The organism is Psychrobacter sp. NC44 (assembly GCF_904846655.1).
In the GTDB taxonomy this organism is placed as follows: Bacteria; Pseudomonadota; Gammaproteobacteria; order Pseudomonadales; family Moraxellaceae; genus Psychrobacter.
This window is the reverse complement of sequence record NZ_CAJHBN010000013.1, coordinates 24,947-47,013: the sequence shown is the minus strand read 5'-3', so window position 1 is coordinate 47,013 and position 22,067 is coordinate 24,947. Positions and strand designations below refer to the sequence as shown.

The following is a 22,067-nucleotide window of genomic DNA, read 5'->3' as shown; positions in this document are numbered from 1 at the left end:
AAGCCATCACCTAGCCAAATAAAAAGCCCCAACATTGCGTTGGGGCTTTTGTGATTTATAAACTGTTATATTCTATAAAGTATCAAAACAGTCATCAAGATATTATCAAAACTGTGTTAAAACAAAGCTGTGGCAACGATTATTTATCCTGTTTATTCACCGCTTTATTATCTGAAATTTCTTGAACATTGTCTTTGTTAATAATATTGTTTTTAGTGACATCGCCTTTAGTAATATCGCCATCAGAGCTTGCATTGGTTGTATTATCTTGACCAGAGTCGGGTAGACGATTTGGATCAAGCGCGCCCTTCTTAGTTTTAGGTGCGTTGCCATTACCATTCGTACTACTATTGTTAGACACCTTGTTTTTAGGAATTGCCTTCGAAGTCGCTGTCGAGTTGGCTGATATGATGCCTTTATTAACGACGCCAATAGACTTATCTTTTGACGTTATTACTTTGTCATTCAAGGTGTCTGGCGTGGTTTTAGTTCCAGCACTGCTGCTCGAATGGTTTGATACCTCAGTATCTGCATTTTGCTCAGTGATTGCCTGCTCAGCAATTGTTTCTTTAGCGCTGTCGCTATCAGTGGCAGTGGATTGTTCTGTTGCATCAACACTATCATCGCTCAGCTCTTTCTCTTTACGCTTTTCAGGCGCTTTTGAGCTGGACTCAAAGTTAGCATCAGCTGCCAGTCGCGCCTGCTCTTGTTTGGGTGTCACGTCGACAGGTTTTGGCTGTACTTCATCTTCCACTACCAGTGAGATGAGCTTGCGATCGCGTGGCACGATGCCGTCAAACTTATCGGTAATGACGTGTAGCTTGCCTTCTTTGTCGATTGTATACAGCGGCACGAATTGCTTATTGTCGGCTTTGTATTGCTCAAAGCTGTAGCTGTCAGTAATGTTGGTAATCTTGATACGGGCTTTTTTCGACAGCATACTGGCAAGCTTGGTATAAGTGACATCTTTGCCAAACAGCCACTGCGAGTGGAAGTTGCCTTGCTTATCATCGCGCTCGCTTTTGACCTTTTCGTCGCTGAACTTGAGACGGTACAATTTGCGCTCACCAAATTCATGACGATAATGAATCTCAGATAAGGTGTTCATCTCTTTGTCCATACTCATGGCAAACAGCCGACCGATACCGATCAGGTCAAGATGATGATCGGCATGATCAGAGATGGGATTGCCAAAATAAGTACGCAGACCGCTCATGCGTGCGCGGGCAATATTGGTATAGTTGTTGTGTGCGACGATGACATCAAAGCCCTGATCTTTTAGAGAAGTTGCTACCAAAAGCGCAATGGGATTTGAGCCGACGATAAGAATACCATTGGTCTCAGGCTCACGGACACCCAGCAAGTTGCCGACTATTTTTGCCCCCAAGCCCTGAATCATAACCGTGCCAATAATGACCATGAATACTAAGGGCACGAGCAGTTCAACACCTTGGATATCGTACTCTTGCAGACGAATAGCAAACAGTGATGAGATAGCTGCAGCAACGATACCACGTGGCCCAATCCAACTAATCATCAACTTTTCATTGGTCTTTAAGTTTGAGCCAATAGACGATGCCCAAACGGATAAGGGTCGCGCCACAAACATGACGATAGCAAGTAACACCAGACCTGCGAAACCCACGCTAAGTAAGCTTTCTAGCTCTACACGTGCTGCAAGGATAATAAACAGCACAGAGATAAGAAGGATGGTTAAAGATTCATTGAACTCTAAAATCGTATCGCGTGGGAATTTTGGCCAATTCGCCAGCGCCACGCCCAATACAGTGACTGTCAATAGCCCAGACTCATGCTCTAAATGGTTCGATACTGAAAATAACACCAACACAAAGGCAAGCGTAAAGACATTGCGTAAAAACTCAGGAATCATATGCCGACGCATCAAGAAGGCAAGCAGCCAAGCGCCTGCCATACCCATCGCTGTCGCTAATACCACGATTTTGGCAAACAATAAGATACTGCTGGCTTCGCCGCCGGAGATGATGTATTCATAGACCAAAACCACGGCAATAGCGCCGATTGGGTCAATGATGATACCTTCCCATTTGAGGATGTTAGAGATGGTCTTATTGGGACGCACACTACGTAATAGCGGCATAATCACCGTTGGACCCGTGACGCACACGAGCGCACCGAACAGCAAAGCAATCAGTGGATCGACATCAAATAAGAGATAAGTCGATAACGCCACGATAGCAATGGTGATAAGTACACCGACCGACACCAGCATTTGCACCACGGTGCCATGCTGTTTAATCTCGTCAAACTCTAACGTTAGCGAGCCTTCAAATAGGATAATCGCCACGCCCAAAGAGATGAAGGGGAACATCAGCTCCCCCAGCACCAAGTCAGGATCGAAGACTCCCAGCACTGGGCCCACGATAATGCCAATCAGTAATAAAAATAAAATGGACGGTTGCTTTAAATACCAAGCCAACCATTGGGCAGCAATGCCAATCCCAACCACGCCAGATAATAATAGGGCGGTATCCATAAATTGATCCTTTTATAATCTTGTCGTATTTTATAGCTATCAACCGCTTTTTTAGAGTCGCGGCTGCCAGTAGTATAGTAATAAGTTGACGCTACTCGCTATAAAGACACATCTCTATAAAACGTAAGCGACGACAATGGTATCCATCATGAATCACAACATGAGCTAGATATGATATAACTACTATAGAGTAGTAAAGACAAAAGCATTGCTAGAAAAAATCGTCAATCTCATATAAATCGTATATGGCATCACGCTCGCTCAGTCTATTATTGATAGTACTGTCACGCGACTTTTTTTATCCATTTATCTTGAATCGACCATCGCATTATTCTAGTGATGCAAAAGATGAAAAATAAGGGTGATAATAGCCAGCTTTATAAAACAATAGTCAATAATGATTATTTATAGACTTTAGTTTGCTTGAAAAGTTATTTGGCTTGCTATCATAACATGCTTTTATTTCATGCTGAGCAAGGCCGTATCTACCACGATATCAGTAGGCAGCGGTAAAAATATACAATAACTGGGTCAAATAATCGCGCCTTGGGTTATCCTACATGATCGGAATAATGACAAAATAGCACGATGACATATCATACAGTAGCCGTCTTTATCATGCACCTAGCGAGGATGATCATTGTTTTGGGGTGTCTATATAAGGAAAGGCGAATGGTCGATGGCATAAGGGTATAAAAAACAGTAATCTAATAAACGACTAGATGGCGACTAAAAAGGTTGGCCGTCATAACATTAAGTGCCGATGCAACGTTTGTCATATACGGATTTGGTTAAAATTAAAACATCGTATACGCCTCACTAGCGATAGTAGCCAAAACATAACGATTAAAAATAACAACGATTACTTATATGGAGGACAACATGCCTATCAATATGCTTACAGCGCAATCTAAGTTTTATGTGCCGCATTGGTTAAAACGTAGTGCGCTGGTGCTTGCTGTCAGTACCTCGATGGTTACTGGCGTCACTGCCACCGCCATGGCGAGCGCTCAAGCTGTCGTCACCACGGCGGATTTTTCTGACTTAGTACAGCAAGTTACCCCAGCCGTTGCCCGCGTAAATGTCACCAAGACCGTCAGCGAGGCTGAGCTTGCCAAAGCCCAAACAGCCGAATTGTTGCGGCAGTTCTTTGGTGATCGTTTACGTATTCCTGATCAGGCTGCCACGCCAGCAATTGAGCATGCTTATGGCACGGCTTTTTTTGTCACAGCCGATGGTTATATGCTAACCAACCATCATGTGGTGGAGGGCGCTGATAAAATCACTGTTACTCTTAACGATAGAACGGAGCTTGATGCAACCTTGGTTGGTAGTGATGAGCGCTCTGATGTGGCAGTGCTAAAAGTCTCGGGCAACCAATTTCCCGCTTTGCCTATCGGCGACTCGAATGCTCTGAAAGTAGGGGAGCCAGTACTAGCTATTGGTTCGCCATTTGGTTTTGATTACTCAGCATCGGCGGGCATTGTCAGTGCTAAATCACGCAGCTTTTCACGCGATACCAGCGTGCCATTTATCCAAACAGACGTGGCATTGAACCCTGGTAACTCAGGCGGTCCACTATTTAATCAGCGCGGTGAAGTGATTGGTATTAATTCGCGTATCTTTAGTGGTACTGGTGGTTACATGGGTCTGTCGTTTTCCATTCCGATTGATGCGGCGATGGATATTTACGAGCAGCTAAAAACCGATGGCGAAGTGGTACGTGCTTATTTAGGTATTTATCCACAAGACATCGATCGCAATTTAGCAGAAGCTTATAACCTAGATCGTCCTCAAGGTGCACTACTGACAAGAGTATCACCAGACTCACCTGCACAAAAAGCTGGTCTAAAACCTGGCGATATCATTTTGCAATATAATGAAGTGCAAATTATGCGCGCCTCAGATTTATTAAACTTGCTCAATCGTGCCAAACCGAGCGATAGCTTCCGCGCACAGATTCAGCGTAATGGTAAGCAGATGACCATCAGCGGCAAACTCACTTATGCGCCCAATGATGTGAGAGCACAAGGCGGCGATCAGCAGAATGATGAGGTGCAGTTAGGCTTGCGTTTACGTAACTTGACCGCTGATGAGCAAGCAGAAATCGCAGTGGATAATAAGACGGGCATTTTGGTTACCACAGTTGACCCAACGGGATTGGCGGCGCGCTCAGGTCTATTGGCAGGTGATGTGATTACCAATTTTCACCAAAAGCCAATTAAAAAGGTCACGGATTTTTCAAGCGCGATTTCATCATTGCCCAAAAAAGGCGTAGTGACCATTGAAATTATCCGCCAAGGTATTCCCGCGATTATTGGTTTACGTATTGAGTAAGCCTTGATAGCTTAGTAGGGGTAATGGGTAATGGGTAATGGGTAATGGGTGTTCGGGGCAGCAATTGAGCATGGCATAACAGACGCGTCAATAATTCTACTTGTCTATGATAGAGCTCGACCCCTATAATGGCTGATTTTTTTACCCATGATTCAAAAAGCTCCAACACTGTCACTAACTTATTCATTGAGCGATTTATTTATCGCTCTATACGTTCTAATATAGGGTAAGCCAGTTGCTAGGCTCATACCCTTCCGTAACCATCAGGTAATTATGACTGACCATGCTCTTTATATCCTAAGTATCTCTACGACAGCAGTATTGCTTGCGTATATTGTACTGTGGTCAGGATTACAAACGTTCAATGCCAATCCTACCAAACGTTTTATGCGTATTTGGTTGAAGTTGGCACTATATTATGCTGCCTATACTATGCCCGTTTGGGCTTTGCTGTTGGTGATAGGTTGGTCGCAAGAAATGTTGCCGATACTGCCGCAGCTATCACTGACACTCGTGCTAGTGGCCGTATTTGCAATGGGGTTCTATTTTTATACCGTGGTGATACAACCCAATCGTTTACGTTTAGATCATCATGCAATCGACTTAGATTTATCCACACCGCTGACGGTTGCCGTATTGGCTGATTTACGCATAGGCTTGTATAGCGGCAAGCCGCGTCATATTCGTAAACTGGTTGCTACCATCAATGCGTTACCAGCAGATGCGGTGCTGATTACAGGCGACTGGTTATATTATCCAAGTGCTGATTTAGTGGGTCAGCTCATGTTGTTTAAAGGGGTTAATAAGCCTATTTATACAGTGATGAGTACCTCAGACTTGCGTTATCAATCGATTAATACGACTAAGCAAGGACAGCCGTTATTAGAAGATACGTTGTCCAGTGCCTTTGATGTGCTTGATATCAGCTATATTGGTCAACAGTGTACCTCGCTGCCACTTAAATGTACTAGGGCTACTAATGCGCTTCCAGTAATGCCCAGTGCGAGTTATTCTAAAAATAATAAAGAGGGTTTTAGACAGCAAAATTTGGAAAATAGCCCAACCGTCGCCGTGCTTTGCGGCTGGCAAGATGTTCCTAAACAGTTTGCTGATATTGAAGAGGCAAATGCGTCTGATAAAGCCGCGCTTGGTGCTGAAATTGCTAATACCACGAAGCCCGTCATCATCTTGGCTTCACGATTTGATAGTATTAGCGATTTGCCAAAATCCTTACAGCCACGACCACTATTGATTACTGGTGCAGCAAAGGCGATTCAAAAAAATATATGGTTGGCACAAAAACAAAAAAATATCGCACGTAGTAGCGAGCAGTCAACCCTGTTGAATAATAGCCGCATGGGTAAGCAGCGGGGTTTATACCAACATGGCAGTGCGCAGATATTTGTCAGTAGCGGTATTGGTACACGAGGGTTGCCTTTTCGCTTGTATCGCCCCACTATCGATGTGTTGACGATTCGTTAACATGACTCAAAAGACTTATCAGCGCTGATTCATTGCGCTAAACTGAGAGTTGAATAATAAGGCTGTTGGTTTGTAGGTTGTAACGGCATGTCAGCAATTCAATTGATTGAACGTTAATTGATTGATAGCGGTCAAATCAAAATATGCTACACTAGCAGGCGTTTTTATTATTCTATTTTTAGTATTAAATAAGCGTTGTCGGTCATTGGCAAAAATAAGGCCAAGACGATTTTTAGCATCTATATTGTTAACGCTTTTATCATAGAAAAAGATTGATAATAAAAAATACTTAGCATTAATATCAAGCAAGATATTGCCAATGGCGCCTATGAATGTACACAATATGAGTACAGGTGTAGACGTAATCATTGACACTTGCCAACGACCTATCATGTGACAGCTTTGAAAAAAGCTAGGATAATACAGTAAGGCACGGTTATGAGCACAGCATACGACGAGATCAAAACCCGACTACAAGGCTCAATGGTAGCCTTGGTAACGCCCATGCATCCTGACGGCACGGTTGATTATAAACGTCTGGCGGATCTCATAGATTGGCAGATTGAGCAAGGCACACATTGTCTCGTTGCCGTTGGTACTACTGGCGAGTCAGCGACATTATCTATGCAAGAGCACAGCGATGTCATTCGCTACTTTGTTCAGCATGTCAAAGGTCGTGTACCAGTGATTGCTGGAACAGGTGCCAATAATACGATGGAAGCCATTAAGCTGACCCAAGATGCTGCCGACGCTGGTGCAGATTGTGCATTATTGGTTGCGCCTTATTATAACAAGCCGCCACAAGAAGGCTTATACCAACATTATAAGGCTATCGCGCGCGCGGTAAATATCCCGCAGATGCTTTACAATGTGCCAGGACGTACGGTCGTTGATATTGCACAAGAGACCGTAGAACGTCTGGCTGATATCGATAATATCGTCGCAATTAAAGATGCCACAGGCTCTATTGCTCGCGGTGAGCAATTGATCAAAGCAGTGGGCGATAGAATCGTCGTGCTATCTGGCGATGACAGTACGGCGCTTGATTTGATGACATTTGGTGGTAAAGGTAATATCTCAGTCACTGCCAACGTCGCCCCGAAAGCGATGAGCGAGACTTTTACAGCGGCGCTTCGTGGTGATTTTGATGCGGCTCATAAAGTACATGATGTGGTCAAGCATTTACACCGTGACTTGTTCATTGAGTCAAGTCCTATCCCAGCAAAATATGCGCTTCATAAAATGGGTATGATAGATACTGGTATTCGTCTGCCTTTGGTATGGTTGGCTGAACAACATCATGCCACTATTGATGACGCCTTGGTGCGTGCGAACTTATTATAAAATGATGCGTGTAAATGCTAACTCAGAGAGATAATATGATGAAAACATCATCACCGACTGCAAAAATATTCCCTGCGCTGCTGACCTTAATATTGGGAAGTACTTTAGTATTGAGCGGTTGCCAAAGTGCTAAAAACTTACTTAGTAAGCGTGACAATGGTAGCTTAGAATATCAGCAAAGCAAGAAGCTTGTGCCAATAGAGCTGCCTGCTAACAAAGAACCAGCGCCTTTTGTACCTTTGTATGCAACTCCTAATGCTGGTGCAAATACGCTGAAATTACAGAACGAATCAGGTAATCAGTACCAGCTACCGAAGCCTGAGCGCGCTGTCAGTAGTCCTTCGAATTAAAGCTATTCCCTTATTTATACCGCTGACATTTTACAGTGATTAATGTAAATATTATTCATTCTGTCATACAAAAATCAGCGGTCGCTGCGCGTTTTTACCACATAAGCTTGAACGAACAGGAATTCCCATAATGCAAAAGCAACAACTGCTGTATAAAGGCAAAGCCAAATCTGTCTATGAAACTGAAGATAATGATCTTTTGATTCTACATTTCCGTGATGATACTTCAGCGCTTGATGGCAAGCGTATTGAACAGTTAGCCCGCAAAGGCGTCGTCAATAATCGTTTTAATGCTTTCATCATGCAAAAATTGGCTGATGCTGGTATCGAAACGCATTTTGAAAAGCAATTGTCTGAAGATGAAGTATTGGTCAAGCGTTTGGATATGATTCCGGTTGAGTGCGTGGTGCGTAACTTTGCTGCGGGCAGTTTGGTGCGTCGTTTAGGCTTAGAAGAAGGGCAAGCATTGACGCCACCTACTTATGAGCTGTTTTATAAAGATGATGCGCTGGGTGATCCAATGGTCAATGAGTCACTTGCTGTGTCTCTTGGCTGGGCAACCGAAGCACAACTGGCAAGAATGGAAGAGCTGACTCATCAAGTAAATGAAGTGTTAAAGGCGTTATTCGAAGCAGGTGATTTGATACTGGTTGATTTCAAACTAGAATTTGGTGTGTTCCATGACCGTATCGTCTTAGGGGATGAGTTTTCACCAGATGGCTGCCGTATTTGGGACAAGACGACTAAGAAGAAGCTGGATAAAGACCGCTTCCGTCAATCATTAGGCGATGTCATTGAAGCTTATGAAGAAGTGGCTAACCGTATTGGTGTGCCATTAAGCTAGATGTTTGATTGGCACTGCACTGCAGGTCAATCTTTAGCGTAAAAAAAACTGAGCCATGTGCTCAGTTTTTTTGTGATTTTAAATTAATCTTCGTGTTTATCTTACGACTAATAATATAAAGGCTTTGACCTAAAGGTAGTCGTTATTATCAAATATGGCTATTCTGAATAGCTCCACTGCTATTTGATTTACTTCATTATTATCTAAAGATAAGAACAACCTCTTTATTAAAATAGTTAATGTTGGAGTTATAGGATTTATTATAAAAACAAGAGTCCTAAACCAATCACAACACCACTGACAATCAGCACGATGACACAAAAACCCATGATATCTTTGGCTTTTAGACCTGCGATCGCCAGTGCTGGTAATGCCCAAAATGGCTGAATCATATTTGTCCAAGCATCACCCCATGCTACAGCCATAGCAACTCGTGACGGATCACTACCCAACATTTCCGCCGCTTCTAACATGATTGGTGCTTGTACTGCCCATTGTCCACCACCTGAAGGAACAAAAAAGTTGACGAGTCCTGCACTGAGGAAAGCAAAAAGTGGTAGCGTCTCCGCTGTTGAAACGTTGACAAACGCTTCTGACATCACACCTGCCAACCCCGAAGCTGTCATCATTCCCATAATGCCTGCATAAAAAGGAAATTGGACGATGATAGCGCCTGCACCTTTAACCGCTTCTTGAACTGCAATCAAATACTTGCGAGGTGTACCGTGAAATATAATACCAAGAAACAAGAACATAAAGTTAACCAAGTCGAGCGTTAGAGCAAAACCGTTCTGTGCGAAATAATACACGATAAAGGCGATGCCCAATACGCCAATGACCATTGATAAAATCCAGCTGTTTTCTAAGCGTTCTGCTGGTGTCATATCCGATTTGGCTGGCAGATCCTCAGGGATAGGATCTACTAGAAGTTTTGGATCTACCGTAATCGTATCTTCTTTTTTTGGCATCATCAGACGGTTTAATAAAGGGACGATAATAACCAATGCTGCGACGATAATTAGGTTATAGCTAGCAAAGATGGTCGCACTTGTTGGAATAACACCGATTTTATCAACGAAGGGATGGCCTGCTGTTGCAATGGATAATGGAATCGACCCAGAGAATCCGGCATGCCAAATGATAAATCCAGAATAGGCGCTGGCAATCAATAAACGGTAATCGACATTTTCGACACGCTTCGCCAGCTCTTTGGCAAATAATGCCCCAATGACCAAGCCAAATCCCCAATTAATCCAGCTTGCTGCAAGCGATACTAAGGTGACCAGTATAATCGCACTACCTGGCGAGCTTGCGAAACTGGCAAGTTTACCCAGCCCTTTTTTAAATATGGGGCTGCTTGCTAATACAAAACCAGTTACTAGCACCAACACCATTTGCATTGAGAATGCCAGCAAAGCCCAGAAGCCTTCACCCCAAAACGCCACCATCTGTACCGGTGAAGAGTCGGTTAAACCTAAGCCCATTACAAAAATAACCAAGGTTAAAATAATGACGAACAGAAATGGATCTGGTAAATATTTTTCCATCAAGCTATTCGAGAAGCGTGTAATCCCTTTCATTTTTTGACTTCCTTTTTGTCTAAGTTTACGTTTCATTCCTCATTCCAATGTTACCTCATTCTTCCTTTTTTATGCTTATTCATTCAGCAGAAATCATCTTTTTGAATGCTATATCGACCTTGCAAGGTTTGTTTAAACATTCCTTAAACACTGTGTGCCATACCTTTTCTTAATTTTATGATAACTTATTAATTATTCAATGATATAAAAGCATAAAAGGTCATTACTAATGTCAACGTCTCAAACTTCCACGGCGCAGCCTACTATTTTAGCGCCATCATGGTTTACTCGACCAACCTGTGTGGTCGCTGCTGACTTAATAGGTAAAGTGCTGTGTAGAAAGCTGTTAGATACGGATGGCACGCCTAAAATACTACGTATGCGTATCTCAGAAACCGAAGCTTACATCGGTGCGGGCGATCCCGCTTGTCATTCACATGCTGGCAGTCGAACGCCGCGCACTGAAATCATGTATGAGCAAGGTGGTGTTTTTTACGTGTATTTGACTTATGGCGTCCATCATATGCTCAATTTAATCAGTGGTGCTATCGACTCCCCTGAGTCGGTGCTGATACGTGCGGGGTTTTTAGCAGAAGATAGTGGCCGCTTGCGAGATGAGCAATTATTGAGCTTAGATCAACAACTGATTCATCCCAAGCAGTTCGCTGGTCCCGGTAAGCTGACCAAGCGTTTACAAATCGACCGTGACTTGTATGGCAAATCCATTCATCCAGCATCAGCCGTTTGGATAGAAGACGACGGTTGCAAGCCGCCAGTATCGCTGCGTCCACGGATTGGCATTGATTATGCGGGCGAGGCAAAAGAGTGGTTATTACGCTACATTTGGACAGACCATCCTTCGTTATCCAAAAAATAGTAAGATTGATAGTTGATGGCTGTTTTTCTAAATAGACTGGAAGGAAGTAATACATGTATAAACTGACCGTTTTTATTCCAGATACAGCATTAGAGCAGGTCAAGTCCGCTTTATTTTCGGCGGGCGCTGGGACGATTGGCAATTATGAACAGTGCTGTTGGCAAGTGCAGGGGACAGGGCAATTTATGCCACTGGCAGGCAGTAATCCGAATATTGGAGCACATGATCGACTGGAAACCGTTGAGGAATGGCGGGTAGAAATGGTAGTGGCTGATGCTGATATTATACAGGTCGTCGAGGCGTTAAAGCAGGCGCATCCTTATGAAACGCCTGCCTATAATGTGATTGAAGTATTAGACTTTTAGGGTTAGCTATCAATCCTCTTTGATCTTAATCACGTTATAACTCGGATAGCCAAGCTCGATTTTGTAATCTTCACTGCCGCGTTTGGCTTTTACTTTTATTTTACTGTCACCTTTTTTGTATTTGACGTCTTTGACTCGATAACCCATATTGCTGACTTTATTGGCAGCCCTTTGCTCGATAGCAGGCTGATAAAGCTCTTTATCAATGGAGTTGATGGTCTTCTTGTGCTTTTTGTAGACCTTACTGTCTTTATAAACATCTTCGTAAAGGTCGCCGTAAGCATTATAACCAGGTGCGGTGACACAGCCAGTCGTTATCGTCAGCAACACTGCAATCATACTGGCGCTAGTAGTGGTTTTTAATAAAGTATGGTGGTTCATCAAATCCTCTTATGATGTCAAAAATATTTTTGCTTCTTTTATAAAAAAGGGTCAAATAAACCAAGGGCTGGCTTATTTGACCGAAGGCATCAAGTAAGAAACGATGCCAAAACTTTATTTAATAGCTTTATTTTGCTACTCTCATTTTTAATGCGCTTAAATATAGTCGGTTCAATATAATTTAGATTCAAGGAAGGCAAGCGAAAGTACTATAAGTAGTAGACTAAGCGAGCCTGATACCGTATCTGATTTATATAGGATTGACTATAACTATCAATTGAATGGAGGACATGCCCTAGTCTTTTTCAATCTTAATCACATTTAAGTTTGGGTAACCAAGTCGTATTTCATACTCTTGTGAGCCGCGCTTGGCTTCAATCTCGAACACGCCGCGTCCGTTCTTTTCTTCCAACTCAATGTCGTTGACCCGATAGCCCATGCCTTGTATTTTATTGATCGCACGTTGCTTAATTGCTGGATAACGCGAGTCTCTTTTAATGTTATCTTCGATATCATCATTTTTATAGTGCTTATTATTCTTATGCTTGCCATTATTTTTATATTTGTCTTTGTTGTAATGGTCTTTGTCATATCTATCGTCTTGCCAAACATTAGACCAAGCTTTTTTATTTGAGCTAATAAGTTTTAGATCAGGATACGTGTATTTTAGCTCGTATGCTTGGTTGTTCTTTTTGGCATAAGCGGTCATTATGCGATTGCCACGGTAGTTATCGGATTTGATATCCATAACCTGATAGCCTTTACGGCGCAGATCAGCGCGTAGCTTTTGACTAATACGGTTATAGTCAGCGTTACCATAATCATCATTACCACCATATACTGGGTAATTATCATACCCTGAACCGACGACGGCACACCCAACTGTAGTACCCAATAATGTAACCGCAAGACCAGTAGATATAATGGTCTTAATTGAGAAAGGCTTTAGAATTTTCATGATCCAACATCCTATAATATTTTTAAATTACCCGTCGCATCATTGCTGGTGATAGCCGAGCACGTATGCACTCTATAAATTTTTCATATAATCGTATTCATAACTTACTGGCAAATTGATTATTACCATCGTCATTACCATTAGGCGCTTTGAAATATTTTCTTACATTATCTATCATAATGTACGAAGCTTGATGATAAGTGTCTTTTGCGTTAATAAGTTGTAATCAGGGTAACGAATATGAATCATGTAAGCATATGCTTACACGAAATGACGCTTACGCGACTTAACATCAGGTTAGGAATTAGGCATTATAGTCACACGGCATTAGGGAATGTGACTCAAGGATTGAGTTAACCGCATTAAGGATAATGATTCACTTATTAGCATCAGGATGATAATGATAAGTGGAGTAAGGACACATACCCTTTGCTGCTATCAGTAGTTAATGCTGGTAGTTGTAGTAAAAAGGGCAGGATGCCCAGTATCACAATATACTGAATATTATGCAAGGATGCATGGGAAACAGTAGTGATAGGTAACATGGATGGTTAACAATAAAACCGCATAACAGTTAATTGCTATGCGGTTTTATCGTGTCTGGACTTTGAGTTTTATCTCTTAAAATTATGTGATATAGATCAAGTTGGTGATAAGTCCAGCATAAAAAAACCGCATTAGAAACTAATACGGTTTTTGTTTAAATAATCTGCTTATAAAATTTTTATCTTCATGCTTCTTACAAGCATGATTATCTACTAGTATTTATGTTCAGTACGCCATGCGTCTACTTCACGTTCAGCATCATCTTTGCTATGACCATAACGTTCTTGAACTTTTCCGACCAATTTATCACGGCTACCTTCAACGTGTAATAAATCATCATCAGTAAGATCAGCCCATTTTTGCTTTACTGAGCCTTTTATTTGTTTCCATTCACCTTTTAGAGTATGTTCGTTCATTTTTATGTTCCTTCTTTTATTATAAAGTTGGTTATTGAGACAATTATTCCATCTGTCTTTAATCGACATTTTACTCAGCTGCTATCAGTACTTATGAATCAGTTAACTGGTGATATCTAATATAAGTGCTCACCATCGCCATGTCTGTATATGCAATGTTGAGAGTGTTGCTCCATTATTGAAATCTGCACAGCTATGTTATGCAGCGTCCATTTGTGTAATGAATGAAGTGTTTTATCAGTGACATACGTAAAGAGAAACAACAAGTCTGGCAATGATTTATAAAAAATGACGTCATCACACGCTGTAAATATAGGAATAAAAAAAGTAGCTGTCATCATAAATATGGCGGCTATTTTTTATGATTGTTTTAGGATGGGTTAAAACGAATCATCAAGAATGAGTAAGGTTAAATATTTAGTGATAGACTTCTTGTTTAAATGACTATAGCCTTATAGTTGAAATGACAATTGTTTTATAGATTAAGTTGGGGCAGATTGATAGTGAATGTACTTAACAGCGTAAGTGCTAAAAAACCGGAAACAAAACGCGAGCTGGCAAAGGCGAAAACGCGTCATACGTTACTCAAAAGTGCCTTGCAGCTGTATAGCGTAGAGGGCGCTCTTGGTATGAGCATGAATAAAATCGCGAAAGGCGCAGGTATTGCTCAGCCAAGTTTTTATAATCATTTTTATAGTTTAGATGCGTTGCAGCAGGTGTTAAGCAAGCAACTTAAAGACAACTATTTATCGCCGATGCGCATGGCATGGGTAAATATGCTTAAAGACTATCCAACGCTGTCTAAAGAGGATTTCAATGATCGTTGTCAGGAATGCCTAACATTGATTTTTGATGCCGCCTTTCAAAACATCACTTTATTTCAACGTTTGCTCGAAGACAGTCTGCGCTTTGATTCAAACATAGAACGTAACGGGTTGGGAAGTCTAATCATAGAGATAAGAGACGAGTGGACCAAAATATTTATAGCAGGGTTGCAGTCAGCCGAGTGCTCTTTTGATAGATTTGAGGTTAATCTCTGTGTTGATGTCGCTGCCGCCCAAGTACATGAATTGATATTGGGCTGTCATCAGCAGCGTTATTCACGGCAGCAAGCTATTGAGATATTGTGCAAAAACTTTGATGGCGTCTTTAGCCATTTTTTCACCAAAGACAAGCGCAGAGTAGATGGCTAGTTATTTAGCTTATTAATTTTTAGTAATGCTTAGCTTTAACTAATGCTCAATAGTTTCAAGATGAGCAAATTTAGCAACCATATTAAACTTATAAAACGGAATTTATATAGTGAAAGCGCTATAGTCGATTCAATTTAAAAGTAGTACAAGGCAACCGAGTGTAGATGTCTATTTAATACTTCAAACGAGATTAACGCAGTAATACTTTTATAGTGGAATGACTATAGTAAAAAATAACAGGGAGCGCGACCATGGCTAGTGAAAAGAGTCACACGGATGAACAAACACATTTTAGAACCTGCAATTTATGCGAAGCAATGTGCGGTATTGAAATAAAGCACGATGGAGCAAAGGTATTATCGATTAAAGGCGATAAAGATGATCCATTTTCTAAAGGGTATATTTGTCCAAAAGCGACTGCTTTGCAAGACTTGCATGAAGACAGTGATCGCCTGAGTCATCCCGTTGAGAGAACCGCTAACGGTTGGAAAGAGATTGGCTGGGCTGAAGCTCTCGATAAGGTTGCCGCCGGTATTCAGTCGGTACAGAAAAAACATGGTCAAAACGCTTTCGGTATTTATCTAGGCAATCCTAATGTCCATAATTTGGGCGGCATGTTAACTATTAAGCATCTATTAACCAGTATCAAGACGCGCAGTCGCTTTTCTGCGACTTCCATCGACCAGTTGCCGCATCACATTGTTAGCATGCATCTGTTCGGGCATATGCTGCGCATCCCTGTGCCTGACGTCAATCGTACTCAATATATGCTCATCATTGGTGGCAATCCGCTAGCGTCTAACGGCAGTATTATGACCGCACCAAATATGCGTCAAAAACTAAAAGATATCAAAGCGCGTGATGGTAAAGTGGTAGTCATTGATCCAAGACGCACCGAAACGGCAGATATTGCTAGCGAGCATCATTTTATCCGCCCAGCGACCGATGTTTTGCTCTTGCTTGCCATGCTCAATGAAATTTATCTCCAAGGATATGCGGATAAGCCACATGCTAAAAATAGTAGAGCGGCGGCGCTCGTGCCAGAGATTGCACGCATTGCAGACTTTGCAAAAGACTATAGCGCCGAGTCCGTTGCTGAGATTACTGGCATTGCGGCAAAAGAGATTAAACGACTGGTCAAAGAGTTTTGTGAAGCCGAAAGCTCGGTCTGTTATGGGCGCATGGGCGTCTCGGTGCAAGAGTTTGGCTTACTGAGTCAATATCTAATCATGCTGATTAATATTGTCACAGGTCGTTTTGATGAAGTGGGTGGTCTGATGTTCCCCAATCCTGCGGTCGACGTGGTCAATAACTCAGGCCCAGGTTATTTAGGTAAGCGCCATAGCCGCGTGAGTAACTTGCCTGATTTTAATGGCGATTATCCCGTCGTGGCAATGGCGGATGAGATGTTGGTAGAAGGGGCGGGGCAGTTAAAAGGCTTTATGACTGTCGCGGGCAACCCTGTACTCAGCACGCCAAATGGTGAAAAGTTAGATACGGCTTTTGCCAACTTAGACTTTATGGTCGCTATTGACTACTTTGTCACAGAAACCAGCCGTCATGCGCATATCATTTTGCCACCGGTATCGCCGCTAGAGCGCGATCATTATGACGTCACCTTTAACAATTTTGCCGTCCATAACGTTGCCAAATATTCAGAGGCATTGTTTGCTAAGCAAAGAAGCGCCAAGCATGACTGGCAAATTTACTTAGAGCTGGCGAAACGCTTGGATAAAAAAGCCGCCCTTGCAACCAAAGTTGAACGCCTAATAATAAAAGTTTTGGGTCCGAAATTTGTGCTTAATCAAGGTCTAAAACGTGGGCCTTATAAGGGTCTCAATCTAAAGCAATTGAAGGAAAATCCGCATGGAATTGATTTGGGATCGCTCAAAACTATGCTGCCACAAGCGTTAAAACACAAAGATAAGCAGATTCATCTCAATGTTGATTTTTATCAAGCAGATTTAGAGCGCGTACAGGAGATGATGCAGGACTATGATGACAAGCAAATTCTATTGATTGGTCGTCGTCATGTACGCAGTAATAATTCGTGGCTACACAACAGCTATCGCTTGGTAAAAGGTAAGCCGCGCTGTACTTTGATGCTGCATCCTGAAACAGCGAAAGAGTACGGTATTGAGGATGGTCAAAACGTAAAAGTAACGTCGCGTGTGGGTAGTGTGACGATCGTAGCAGAAGTGACGGATGAGCTGATGCCCAAAGTGGTGAGTATCCCCCATGGTTGGGGTCACGGCCGTAAAGGGGTAAGACAAAAAATCGCTCAAGCGCATGCGGGCGTCAGTGTCAATGATTTGACGGACGATACCTTAATCGATCAGCTAAGTGGCAATGCGGCAGTCAATGGTGTACCAGTACAATTGGAAGCAATCGCGCCAGAAGCGACTGATTTGGAGACGGCTGATTCTGACGTTGATTTCGATATGAAATCAGGGAGCGCTGCATAAAATAGTTCTAGAATAAAAGTCTTCCATATAAAGAAAAAAGGCGCTGACTTATATTGGTAGCGCCTTTTTTACGTTTCTTATTCTTACGTTACTAGGCCAACAAAATCAAAATCGACTGGCGGCGTCTCACCTTGTATCAATAAGCTGATAGCCTGCGCCGAACCGCAAGCATGCGTCCAGCCAAGCGTACCATGACCCGTATTAAGCCATAAATTATCAAAACTAGCATCCACATTATGACTGCCATGACGGACTTGACCTCTGTGCGCGCGCCCAATTAACGGCACATTAGAAGGTGTCATCGGACGCAGCCCTGTCCAGTATTGTACAGAATTGGCGATGATACCTTTGGGAAATAACTGCTGCACACGGCGGGTAATGGCTGCACAGCGGGTGCTATTTAAATCCAAATTGTAGCCGTTAAATTCTGCTGTTCCAGCGACGCGTAGCTTGTCGCCAAGGCGTGATGTCACCAGCTTAAACTCATCATCAATGAGACTGACAAAGGGTGCCAGATGCGGGGCGCGAGGGTTGATTTGATAAGTGGCCGAGTAGCCTTTAGCAGGGAAAATAGGTAGATGAATATGCAGCGGTTTCATGAGCGATACGCTATAGCTGCCCAATGCCAGTACATGGCTGTCTGCACTAAAGGTTTGCGCGTTTTCTCCCTTAGGTTGAATGGTAATACTATGCACATGCGGGCGCGCAGAATAGTCGTCAGTGTTTAACGCCAGAATCTCGGTATCGTATAAAAACTTAACGCCAGCCTCGATGCAGCGCTCGGCTAAGCGTTGGGTAAATAAATGGGCATTACCCGATTCATCACGGCTGGTATAAGTCGCACCTTTTAGCTTATGAGCAATAGGGTAAAGCGCAGGCTCTAAGTTAACGGCATTATTGATATCGATGACATGACGCTCACAGCCTAACTCTTGCATGCGCTCCGTTGGCGCAATGGCGGCATCAAATTCCGCTTGATTGGTATAAAAATGCATAATACCGCGCGTTTGCTGCTCGTAATCAATATCAATATCAGCACGCAGCTGTTGTAGTGCATCTCGTGAATACAAGCCTAAACGTACCATTTGTACCAGATTGGCATCGGCTCTATCTGCACGGCATTCTTGCAAAAACTGCATCGCCCACTTAAGCTGCGCCTTATCAGCACGCAAGCGATACAGCAGCGGTGCATCCTCGCGAAACAGCCATTTAAGCGCTTTCATAGGAGCCGCAGGATTGGCCCAAGGGGTTGCGTGCGAGACAGATATTTGACCACCATTGGCAAATGAGGTCTGCATACCGGCAGCTGGCTCACGCTCAATGACGGTCACATCGTAGCCTGCTTGGCGAAGATACCATGCGGTGGTCACGCCCACCACACCCGCTCCGAGTACCGCAATATGGGTCATAGATTACTCTGCTGCTTTTTTAGTAAAAATGTTTTGACGAGTGCTGCTTATTACGCGTCACTCATCATATCGCACTATTTTTGGCGCGCAACATCGGCTTGCAGCGCTTGCGGTAAGTCTAATATAGTAAGCTCACTATCGGCTAAATGCTCTGGACGGGCAACGACCAATGCTTTAAAACCATTACCATTAATAGTGTCATCGGCAATCGCATTAACCACCTGAATTTTTTCTAGCTTGTCACCGGCTGCTGGCACGTCACCTGCGCCGCTGACATAATGTAAAAACGCTTTTGGCGCTGCCTTAAAATAAATACGGGCAATCACTTCTTGACCAAGATAGCAGCCTTTATCATAGTCCATACCGCCGCGCTGATGCAGACGCAGCTCTTGTGGCTGAAACAGACCTTGGGTTGCAGCAACTATCCAATAGTTGCCAATGGCAAGACTCTCTTGCATCCACGCTTGGGTATCGGTTGGCTTATTGTGGTCTTCTTGATGGCTAAAGGTTGGCACGTCATCAAGCACGCAAGGATAAATGGGCGCGGGCGCACTGGTGTCAAATTTTGAAAAGGCACCGAACTTTTTTAAATGGGCTTGAAAAGCCTCAGCGCAATCGGCACTGATAACCACATCATAATGCTTTTCAGCTTGTTTTTTTATCCATAAACCAAAATCAATGCGACCTTTTAAATTGCTAAGCGCCGTTGCTTGATAACTGAGTCCGAGCTTGGTGACATCAGAGGTTAGCTGACCCTGCAAGAATTTTTCTGCATCTTCACCTTGAATCGTTAGTTGAACAAATTGTGGCAATGTTGATGAGAGGGTCGATACGTTTGATTGAGTCATTATTATTATCCTATTCATAAGTCGCTATCGTTATCAGTAGCCATAGCCTCAGATATTGTGGTGAATACTGAGTTGTTAAAGTAATTGCTAAAGTAAATATTGAGGTTTTTACCATCTAAAGATATATGGCCATCAAACCAAATTTAGTTAAAGCAGAGTACCACAAAACACTGTGTGATAAAAAACGTCCGCTGTAAGACATGAGCGAATCTATCAATTAGTCACAGCACCGCATTTACGAGCGAAGCGATTGGTTAAAGCTGGCGAGTTACGGTACAATGTTAGCTCTAGAATACACCCAATTTATCACGGCTGACGAGGAAATTATGAGCTTACCCAATTGCCCAAAATGCGATGCTGAATATACGTACGAAGATGGTGCGTTACTGGTATGTCCCATGTGTGCTCATGAATGGACTGCGGCTGAAACCGATGCGGCACAAGCTGAAGAGCAAGACGCGGTCATTCGTGATGCGGTCGGTAATGAGCTGCAAGATGGCGATACCGTCACCGTGATTAAAGACTTAAAAGTCAAAGGTTCATCGATTGTTATTAAAGTCGGTACTAAAGCAAAAGGTATTCGCCTGCTGCCCGATGCCTCTGATGGTCATGATATTGACTGTAAACTTGATGGTTTTGGCCCAATGAAGCTTAAATCATCTGTTGTTAAAAAAGCATAAATTATTAAATGTGCTTTAAAAATCTGCTAAGCATTAACAACAAGCCGCAAAGTTATTTTTAATAAAATAAGACAGAACCAATATTAAAGAAATAATAAGTAGAGAATAATGATGAGCACTAAAAACGAACAGCTATTTGCGCAAGCCCGAAAACATATTCCTGGCGGCGTAAACTCGCCAGTCCGTGCCTTTGCTGGTGTCGGTGGCACGCCTATTTTTATGCACCGTGCTAACGGCAGCAAAATTTATGATACCGAAGACAATGCTTATATCGATTATGTCGGCTCTTGGGGTCCAATGATTTTGGGTCATGCGCACCCTAAAGTGATTGATGCGGTCAAAAAAGCAGCGGATGATGGTTTAAGTTTTGGTACGCCAACGCCGTTTGAAACGACTGTTGCCGATAAAATTTGCGAAATTGTCCCAAGCGTTGAGATGATTCGTATGACCAGCTCCGGTACAGAAGCGACCATGAGTGCAATTCGTCTGGCTCGTGGCTATACCCAGCGTGACAAAATCGTTAAGTTTGAAGGCTGCTATCATGGGCATTCAGACAGCTTATTGGTAAAAGCAGGTTCGGGCATGCTAGATATTGGCGAGCCAACATCAAAAGGTGTGCCAGCTGATTTTGCTAAGCACACCATTACGATTCCTTATAATGACCCACAAGCGATTAAAGATTGCTTTGAGAAATGGGGCGAAGAAGTCGCTTGCGTGATCTTAGAACCGATCGCTGGCAACATGAATATGGTCATTCCGACCCAAGAATTCCATGATACCTTGCGTGCAGAATGTACTGCCAACGGTTCAGTGCTGATCTTTGATGAAGTGATGACGGGCTTCCGTGTCGGACTGGGCGGCGCACAAGCATACTTCGGTATTGATCCTGATTTGACCTGCTTTGGTAAAATCATCGGTGCAGGTTTGCCAGTTGGTGCTTTCGGTGGTAAAAAAGAAGTGATGTCTTGCATTGCGCCACTCGGCGGCGTCTACCAAGCCGGCACATTGTCAGGTAATCCACTGGCAATGCGTGCGGGTATCGCGATGTTTGAAGACTTAACCGTAGATGGCTTTTATGCTGAGTTAGCAGCGAAAGTTGATCGTCTAGTAGGCGGTTTTCAAGCGGCAGCTGACAAACATGGCATCAACATGCGTACCAATAAATTGGGCGGTATGTTTGGCATGTTCTTTGTTAAAGACAATGAAACTGACACGCCAAAGAACTTCGATGACGTGACAGAGTGTGATATGACGGTGTTTAATACGTTCTTCCATGGCATGTTGGATCGCGGTATTTATCTGGCACCGTCTGCTTATGAAGCAGGCTTTATGTCAATTAAACACAGCAATGAAGATATTGATGCGTCGATTAAAGCCGCTGACGAAATTTTTGCAGAAATGGCAAAAGCGTAACTGTTTGTTCAGGACCTTGTTTATTTAAGACCTTGTTTATTTAAGATCTGTTTAAAATGTATGT

Annotated in this window: 19 protein-coding genes; 11 read left to right on the top strand and 8 right to left on the bottom strand. The window is 42.9% G+C overall.

Going from position 1 to position 22,067, the window contains the following annotated elements; genetic code table 11:
- Nucleotides 1–139 precede the first annotated feature (139 nt).
- Nucleotides 140–2,515: a cation:proton antiporter gene (locus JMX95_RS10205; protein ID WP_227676040.1), complete on the bottom strand. Its 2,376-nt coding sequence runs from the start codon at nt 2,513–2,515 to the stop codon at nt 140–142.
- Nucleotides 2,516–3,487: 972 nt separating this feature from the next.
- On the opposite strand from JMX95_RS10205, the gene JMX95_RS10200 reads away from it, so the two are divergent.
- Together JMX95_RS10200 and JMX95_RS10195 are read left to right on the top strand one after the other, a co-directional pair.
- Complete coding sequence (locus JMX95_RS10200) at nt 3,488–4,852, top strand: Do family serine endopeptidase (RefSeq protein ID WP_374220445.1); 1,365 nt, start codon at nt 3,488–3,490, stop codon at nt 4,850–4,852.
- A 273-nt stretch (nt 4,853–5,125) separates the two neighbouring features.
- A complete protein-coding gene (locus JMX95_RS10195; protein ID WP_198330898.1) occupies nt 5,126–6,334 on the top strand; it encodes a hypothetical protein in 1,209 nt (402 codons plus the stop codon).
- Between the two features lie 90 nt (nt 6,335–6,424).
- Here the strand turns inward: JMX95_RS10195 and JMX95_RS10190 are convergent, their stop codons facing one another.
- Nucleotides 6,425–6,727: a hypothetical protein gene (locus tag JMX95_RS10190; protein WP_201560753.1), complete on the bottom strand. Its 303-nt coding sequence runs from the start codon at nt 6,725–6,727 to the stop codon at nt 6,425–6,427.
- Nucleotides 6,728–6,772: 45 nt separating this feature from the next.
- On the opposite strand from JMX95_RS10190, the gene dapA reads away from it, so the two are divergent.
- The 3 genes from dapA (at nt 6,773) to purC (ending at nt 8,872) form a co-directional block, all read left to right on the top strand.
- The gene (gene dapA, locus JMX95_RS10185) at nt 6,773–7,678 is read left to right on the top strand and encodes a 4-hydroxy-tetrahydrodipicolinate synthase (RefSeq protein WP_109590717.1); all 906 of its coding nucleotides are present in this window, start codon (nt 6,773–6,775) and stop codon (nt 7,676–7,678) included.
- 35 nt (nt 7,679–7,713) lie between these two features.
- Complete coding sequence (locus tag JMX95_RS10180) at nt 7,714–8,028, top strand: hypothetical protein (protein WP_227676039.1); 315 nt, start codon at nt 7,714–7,716, stop codon at nt 8,026–8,028.
- Nucleotides 8,029–8,158: 130 nt separating this feature from the next.
- Complete coding sequence (gene purC / locus JMX95_RS10175; RefSeq protein WP_109590721.1) at nt 8,159–8,872, top strand: phosphoribosylaminoimidazolesuccinocarboxamide synthase; 714 nt, start codon at nt 8,159–8,161, stop codon at nt 8,870–8,872.
- A 260-nt stretch (nt 8,873–9,132) separates the two neighbouring features.
- On the opposite strand, the gene JMX95_RS10170 is transcribed toward purC, so the two are convergent.
- The gene (locus JMX95_RS10170; RefSeq protein ID WP_060490252.1) at nt 9,133–10,452 is read right to left on the bottom strand and encodes a short-chain fatty acid transporter; all 1,320 of its coding nucleotides are present in this window, start codon (nt 10,450–10,452) and stop codon (nt 9,133–9,135) included.
- 229 nt (nt 10,453–10,681) lie between these two features.
- Between JMX95_RS10170 and JMX95_RS10165 the strand changes: the two genes are divergently transcribed.
- Nucleotides 10,682–11,329: a DNA-3-methyladenine glycosylase gene (locus JMX95_RS10165; protein ID WP_109590723.1), complete on the top strand. Its 648-nt coding sequence runs from the start codon at nt 10,682–10,684 to the stop codon at nt 11,327–11,329.
- Nucleotides 11,330–11,382: 53 nt separating this feature from the next.
- Nucleotides 11,383–11,694: an NGG1p interacting factor NIF3 gene (locus JMX95_RS10160; RefSeq protein ID WP_109590725.1), complete on the top strand. Its 312-nt coding sequence runs from the start codon at nt 11,383–11,385 to the stop codon at nt 11,692–11,694.
- Between the two features lie 9 nt (nt 11,695–11,703).
- On the opposite strand, the gene JMX95_RS10155 is transcribed toward JMX95_RS10160, so the two are convergent.
- The 3 genes from JMX95_RS10155 to JMX95_RS10145 all read right to left on the bottom strand — a co-directional run bounded on the left by JMX95_RS10155 (nt 11,704) and on the right by JMX95_RS10145 (nt 13,995).
- Nucleotides 11,704–12,075, bottom strand: a complete 372-nt coding sequence (locus tag JMX95_RS10155) for a hypothetical protein (RefSeq protein ID WP_109590727.1) — start codon at nt 12,073–12,075, stop codon at nt 11,704–11,706.
- Between the two features lie 295 nt (nt 12,076–12,370).
- The gene (locus JMX95_RS10150; protein WP_109590728.1) at nt 12,371–13,033 is read right to left on the bottom strand and encodes a PepSY domain-containing protein; all 663 of its coding nucleotides are present in this window, start codon (nt 13,031–13,033) and stop codon (nt 12,371–12,373) included.
- Between the two features lie 758 nt (nt 13,034–13,791).
- Nucleotides 13,792–13,995: a CsbD family protein gene (locus tag JMX95_RS10145; protein ID WP_201560752.1), complete on the bottom strand. Its 204-nt coding sequence runs from the start codon at nt 13,993–13,995 to the stop codon at nt 13,792–13,794.
- Nucleotides 13,996–14,498: 503 nt separating this feature from the next.
- Here JMX95_RS10145 and JMX95_RS10140 point away from each other — a divergent pair.
- Complete coding sequence (locus tag JMX95_RS10140) at nt 14,499–15,188, top strand: TetR/AcrR family transcriptional regulator (protein WP_170108277.1); 690 nt, start codon at nt 14,499–14,501, stop codon at nt 15,186–15,188.
- Nucleotides 15,189–15,439: 251 nt separating this feature from the next.
- A complete protein-coding gene (locus JMX95_RS10135) occupies nt 15,440–17,653 on the top strand; it encodes a molybdopterin oxidoreductase family protein (RefSeq protein WP_201560751.1) in 2,214 nt (737 codons plus the stop codon).
- 83 nt (nt 17,654–17,736) lie between these two features.
- Here JMX95_RS10135 and JMX95_RS10130 read toward each other — a convergent pair whose 3' ends face one another.
- Together JMX95_RS10130 and JMX95_RS10125 are read right to left on the bottom strand one after the other, a co-directional pair.
- The gene (locus tag JMX95_RS10130) at nt 17,737–19,062 is read right to left on the bottom strand and encodes a D-amino acid dehydrogenase (RefSeq protein WP_109590734.1); all 1,326 of its coding nucleotides are present in this window, start codon (nt 19,060–19,062) and stop codon (nt 17,737–17,739) included.
- Nucleotides 19,063–19,136: 74 nt separating this feature from the next.
- On the bottom strand, nt 19,137–19,910 hold the full coding sequence (locus JMX95_RS10125; protein ID WP_109590736.1) for a YgfZ/GcvT domain-containing protein: 774 nt from the start codon (nt 19,908–19,910) through the stop codon (nt 19,137–19,139).
- 326 nt (nt 19,911–20,236) lie between these two features.
- On the opposite strand from JMX95_RS10125, the gene JMX95_RS10120 reads away from it, so the two are divergent.
- Nucleotides 20,237–20,590 carry a zinc ribbon domain-containing protein YjdM gene (locus JMX95_RS10120; protein ID WP_055123598.1) on the top strand — a complete coding sequence of 118 codons (354 nt, stop codon included), beginning with the start codon at nt 20,237–20,239 and terminating at the stop codon, nt 20,588–20,590.
- 111 nt (nt 20,591–20,701) lie between these two features.
- Nucleotides 20,702–22,003 carry a glutamate-1-semialdehyde 2,1-aminomutase gene (gene hemL / locus JMX95_RS10115; RefSeq protein ID WP_201554985.1) on the top strand — a complete coding sequence of 434 codons (1,302 nt, stop codon included), beginning with the start codon at nt 20,702–20,704 and terminating at the stop codon, nt 22,001–22,003.
- The last annotated feature ends 64 nt before the right edge of the window (nt 22,004–22,067 follow it).